4 protein-coding genes and 1 pseudogene are annotated in these 5,055 nt (G+C 74.3%); all 5 read right to left on the reverse strand.

Annotated features, from left to right (window positions below; translation table 11 throughout):
* Positions 1-733, reverse strand: a 733-nt coding sequence (locus HMPREF0058_RS01860; RefSeq protein ID WP_006547961.1) for an aminotransferase class III-fold pyridoxal phosphate-dependent enzyme, incomplete at its 3' end; no start/stop codon positions are given.
* 102 nt (positions 734-835) lie between these two features.
* Positions 836-1,891, reverse strand: coding sequence for a porphobilinogen synthase (gene hemB, locus HMPREF0058_RS01865; RefSeq protein WP_006547962.1), 1,056 nt, complete (start codon positions 1,889-1,891; stop codon positions 836-838).
* A gap of 70 nt (positions 1,892-1,961) precedes the next feature.
* Positions 1,962-2,876: a uroporphyrinogen-III synthase gene (locus HMPREF0058_RS01870; RefSeq protein WP_081449134.1), complete on the reverse strand. Its 915-nt coding sequence runs from the start codon at positions 2,874-2,876 to the stop codon at positions 1,962-1,964.
* Entirely contained in the window at positions 2,873-4,081 is a 1,209-nt protein-coding gene (gene hemC, locus HMPREF0058_RS01875) for a hydroxymethylbilane synthase (protein WP_006547964.1), read from the reverse strand. The genes HMPREF0058_RS01870 and hemC overlap by 4 nt, the downstream gene beginning before the upstream one ends.
* Positions 4,078-5,055: pseudogene (locus HMPREF0058_RS12965) on the reverse strand (hypothetical protein); the annotation flags it as partial. The gene hemC and the pseudogene HMPREF0058_RS12965, both read right to left, overlap by 4 nt.

The raw sequence follows: 5,055 nt of genomic DNA on the forward strand, positions 1-5,055 counted from the left end.
CGCGGAAGCCGGAGAGGACCTCGTCAGCGATCATGAGCGCGCCGTGGGCTGCGCTCACCTCCCGGATCGCGGCGTTGAAGCCAGGGGCAGGCGGCACGATGCCCATATTCGCCGGCGCCGGCTCGGTGATGACGGCGGCGATCTCTTCCCCGCGCGCGGCGAAGCACTCGCGCAGCGCATCGACGTCGTTATAGGGCAGCACGATCGTCTGGGAAGCGATAGCGGCCGGCACGCCAGCGCTGCCGGGCAGCCCACCCGTGGCCACACCGGAGCCCGCGGCTGACAGCAGGCCGTCGGAGTGCCCGTGGTAGCAACCGGCGAACTTGACCACGAGGTCGCGCCCGGTGAACCCACGCGCCAGCCGGATGGCGGTCATCGTGGCCTCGGTCCCGGTGGACACGAAGCGCACTCGCTCGGCTGCTGGCACGCGGCCTCGCACCTCGCGCGCCAGCAGGGTCTCAGTCTCGGTGGGAGCCCCGAAGGACAGCCCCTTGGCCGCAGCCTCCTGTACCGCGGCCACGACGGCCGGGTGGGAGTGCCCCAGCAGCGCCGGTCCCCACGAGCCCACGAGGTCGACGTACTCGCGTCCCTCGGCGCTGGTGACCCGCGCGCCGGCCGCGTGGTCAATGAAGACCGGCGCCCCGCCCACGGAGCCGAAGGCGCGCACAGGGGAGTCCACGCCGCCGGGGATGAGGGCGCGGGCGTCGTCGAAGAGCTGCTGGTTGGTGGTCATGGTCGGGACCTTCCGTTTGGTGGCAGGAGTCGGTGGGATAAGGGACAACGGCGGTGGACGCGCTGTCTGCGCTGCTCGCCGTCAGGGCGCAGGAGGCTAGGCTCAGCGGGCCAGCAGCCGGGCGACCTCGCGAGCCCAGTAGGTCAGGACAGTGTCGGCCCCGGCACGCACGATGCCGGTGACCGCCTCCATGATGACGCGCTTGCGGTCGATCCAGCCCTGGGCGGCCGCGGCCTCGACCATCGCGTACTCGCCCGAGACCTGGTAGGCGGCCACCGGCACCGGGGAGGAGGAGGCGACGTCGGCCAGGACGTCAAGGTAGGGGCCGGCGGGCTTGACCATGACGATGTCGGCGCCCTCAGCCACGTCCAGCATGGCCTCGCGAAGCCCTTCGCGGCGGTTGGCCGGGTCCTGCTGGTAGGTGCGCCGGTCGCCCTTGAGCGTGGAGCCCACGGCCTCGCGGAAGGGCCCGAAGTAGGCCGAGGCGTACTTGGCGGAGTAGGCCATGATGGCCACGTCCTCGTGTCCGGTGGCGTCCAGGGCCTGGCGGATCGCTGCGACCTGGCCGTCCATCATGCCCGAGGGGGAGACCATGTGGGCGCCGGCCTCCGCCTGGGAGACGGCCATGGCCTGGTAGAGGGCGAGGGTGGCGTCGTTGTCTACCTCGCCTGCCCGGTGTCCCGCCTCCTGCCCGCGTACCAGGCCGCAGTGCCCGTGATCGGTGAACTCGTCCAGGCAGGTGTCCGCACACACGACGAGCGCGTCTCCCACCTCCTTGCGCACGGCGGCGATCCCTCGGTTGAGGATGCCGTCCTCCGCCCAGGCCTGGGTGCCGGCGGCGTCGCGCACCTCGGGCACGCCGAACAGGTCGATCGAGCCCACGCCGGCCTCCACCAGCGCCACGGCCTCGCGACGAAGAGAGTCCAGGGTGTGCTGGTACTGCCCGGGCATCGCCGCGATGGCCTGGGGCTCGCTGATCCCCTCGCGCACGAAGGCCGGGTAGATGAGCTGGGCCGGGCTCACGCGGGTCTCAGTCACGAGCCCGCGCATCGCGGGCGTGGTGCGCAGTCGCCGCGGGCGCACGGTGGGTGCCTGGGGGGCCGGGACGCCGCGGGAGGAGAGGAAGTCGGTGGCGGGGGAGGTGGAGGAGTCGGTCATGGGGAGTCCTTGGTGAGTCGTGGGGGTGGATGAGGACGGGCAGGAGGTCAGGCAGGGCCAGCTGGCCGGCTCAGGGTGGTGGGGCCTGCCGCTCCAGCACCTGGCAGAGGGCCTTGAGGACACCCTCAGCCGTCGGGGTCGGGGCGAGCGCCGCGACCTTGAGCCCTGCCGCCTGCGCGGCCAGCTGGCTGGGGCGGCCGAGGGTGACGACGACGGTGCTGGCCGGAGCTGGTCCTGCCAGCTCGGTCAGGGCCCGGGCCGCGGAGCCAGCAGTGAGGACGACGGCGTCCCAGGCGCCACCGCGCCAGTGCGTCGCGAAGGCCGGGGGCAGGCAGGAGGCAGGAGCCGTGACGGTGGTGTAGACAGCGGCACGCTGAACCTGTGCGCCCAGATCCTCCAACCGCTCGGCCAGGACCGGGCGGGCGAGGGCTGACTGCGGCAGCAGGACCCGCGTGCCGGGTCCCACCCCGGCCTCCTCCAGGGCCTGGGCCAGCGCCTCGGCGTCCGAGCCTCCGACGACGTCGGGCTGGCGGCCGGTGACGGCCGCCAGGGCATGGGCCGTACGTGGTCCGACGGCGGCCAGGCGGGTGGGTGGCAGGAGCAGGCATCCGTCCTCGCAGGATCGGGCCGAGACACCGTCCTGGCTGTCGCCCCGCACGGCACCACCGTTGGCCTCCTCCGAGGTGCCGAGCCGGGAGAGGTCAAGGACCTCAAGGGTCTGGGCGCTGGTGACCACGACCCACTGCGGCCACCCGGAGCTGATGAGCGCGTGAGCTCGTTCGACTTCCTCAGGCGTGCCCGGGCTCGTCACCGTCAGGGCCAGGGTGTCAACCTCGGCCCCGGCCTCACGCAGGACCCGGGCGAAGGGGTCAGCGGGGCGTGAGCGGCCCAGGAGCACGCGACGGCCGGCCAGTGGCTGAGCCGCGCTGTGAGTAGGGTCTGGCGGTGTGCTCCCGGCAGGTGGGGTGGTCACCGAGGCGGTCATCGACGGTCGGTCCCCTTCGCGGCGGCCTGCGGGCCGGTGCTGCCTGCTCCGGGACTGCCCTTGGAGGCCTGCAGGTCCGTGATCTGGGCGGCGCCGTCGGCCAGGAGCCGCTCGGCGACGCAGCGCCCCAGGTCCTCGGCCTCCTCCAGCGTCCCGGTGGCGCTGGCGCGGCGCAGCTGGGTGCCGTCGAGCGAGGCCACGAGGGCCTCCAGGCAGATGGCGGGCGCCTGGTCAGGGCCGGGTTCCAAGGCAGTACCGGGCTCGGTGGGCAGGTCACGGCCTGCAGCAGGCTCGCCGGCTACGTCGAGGGGGCGGGCCAGTGCGCCCACAGGTGCGGCGCAGCCCGCGGCGAGGCAGCGCATGAGGGAGCGCTCGGCGTCAGCGCAGGCACGGGTCACTGGGTCGTCGACCAGGGCGAGCGCCACCGTGAGGACGGGCAGCTCGCAGGAGACGCGGTCTCGTGTCTCGACGGCGAGCGCCCCCTGGGCCGCGGCTGGGAGCATCCACGGCTCGGTCGTGGCAGGGGACCCGGCAGCGGAGCCGCCGTCGGGGATGCCCTGCACCTCGACCTGGGAGCGGGCGCCACAGCGTGCGGCCAACGGCTGACTGGCGTAGTCCTCCAGGCCCAGCCGCCTCATCCCGGACAGGGCCAGGATCGCGGCGTCCAGGTCCGGCTCAGCGGTAGCCCCCATGGGGCCGTCGGCACTGACCACGGAGCCCACCACGCGCGCCAGCCTCGTGGGGACGTTGCCGCGGATCGGCACGATCGTCAGGTCCGGGCGCTGAGCGAGCAGCTGGGCGGAGCGCCGGGGAGAACCGGTGCCCACGCGGGCGCCGGCAGGCAGGTCATGAAGGCCCAGGGTGGCGGCGCGGGTGCACAGGACGTCGCGCGGGTCCTCGCGGGCCGGCACAGCGGCGATCCGTAGGCCCGGCACCGCCGCGGTGGGCAGGTCCTTGTAGGAGTGGACGGCCAGGTCGCACTCGCCGGCCAGAAGGGCCTCACGCAGTGCGGTAGCGAAGACCCCGACCCCACCGAGCTGGGACAGTGCCGTGGGGTCGACGTCCCCGCGCGTGCGCACGGGCACGAGCTCGACGTGGAGCTCCTGCCCCGCCAGGGCCGCGGCCTGCTCCAGCATCCGGGCGACGAGCCCGGACTGGGTCAGTGCCAGGGCTGATCCGCGGGTGCCTAGTCGGACGGTGCTCATGCCTGCTCCTGGTCGGGGTGGAGGGAGGACGGCGCGGCGCCGTCGGCCTGAGCGACGTTACCCGCTGCGGGCAAGGCGGGGCTTGCCTGCGCGGACTCCTGCCCGGGTGGGCCGGACAGGCGAGCAGCCTGCGCGCGGGCGTGCTCGACCACGGCGGCGATCCCCGTTCCCGCCACCCAGGCTCCGGTGACGGCCAGACCGGGCAGGGTGGCGACGTCGCCGACGAGCCGGGCGGTGCGCTCGCGGTAGGCGGGGGTGACCGGCGGCAGGGTCCCGTCCCAGCGCACGGTCATGTGGGCGATGACGTCCTCGCGCCGCAGCGGCGAGGTCAGGCCGGTGAGCACCGTGGCATCCTCCAGCGCCTGGTCCAGGCTGATCTCGGGGCGCGGCTCGCCGGGGCGGCCGTAGGACAGGCGCAGGGCGTGGACGTGAGGGCCGTGCAGCGCGGTCAGCTGCTCCCCGATCCAGGGCCACTTGACGCTGAGGTGGGACAGGGCCTTGGCGCCGACGGGGCAGGAGGTCTCCACCTGCCCAGGGGACAGCGGCGCCACGAGCAGCCCGGAGCCCACCGGGGCGGCGTCAAGCTCCTCACTGCGCACCACGAGCATGACCCGCGCGATCGGGGATCCCACCGGGACCTCGATCGAGGCGTCGACCGTGGTGCCGGCCAGGAGCCGCTGGGCAGCACCGGCTGAGCAGGCCAGGACGAGCCGGCTCGTGCGCACGACCTCGCCCGGCCCGGTCGGCACGGGCTCGGCCGACGGCGTGGCTCCTCGTCCGGTCGGCGCGACCTCCAGGTCCCAGGAACCGGGAGCTGCGGAGGCCGGCCGCAGGCTCTGGGCACCGCTGCGGGTGCGTACCTGTCCGCCGGCGGTGGTGACGGCCTCGCGCAGGGCGTCGGTCAGGGCCGTCAGGCCGCCCAGGGTGGTCACGTCCGTGGCCTGTCCGGCTCGGTGCCGGGCGCGCCGACGCTC

The sequence above is a fragment of the Actinomyces urogenitalis DSM 15434 genome (assembly GCF_000159035.1).
Classification (GTDB): domain Bacteria; phylum Actinomycetota; class Actinomycetes; order Actinomycetales; family Actinomycetaceae; genus Actinomyces; species Actinomyces urogenitalis.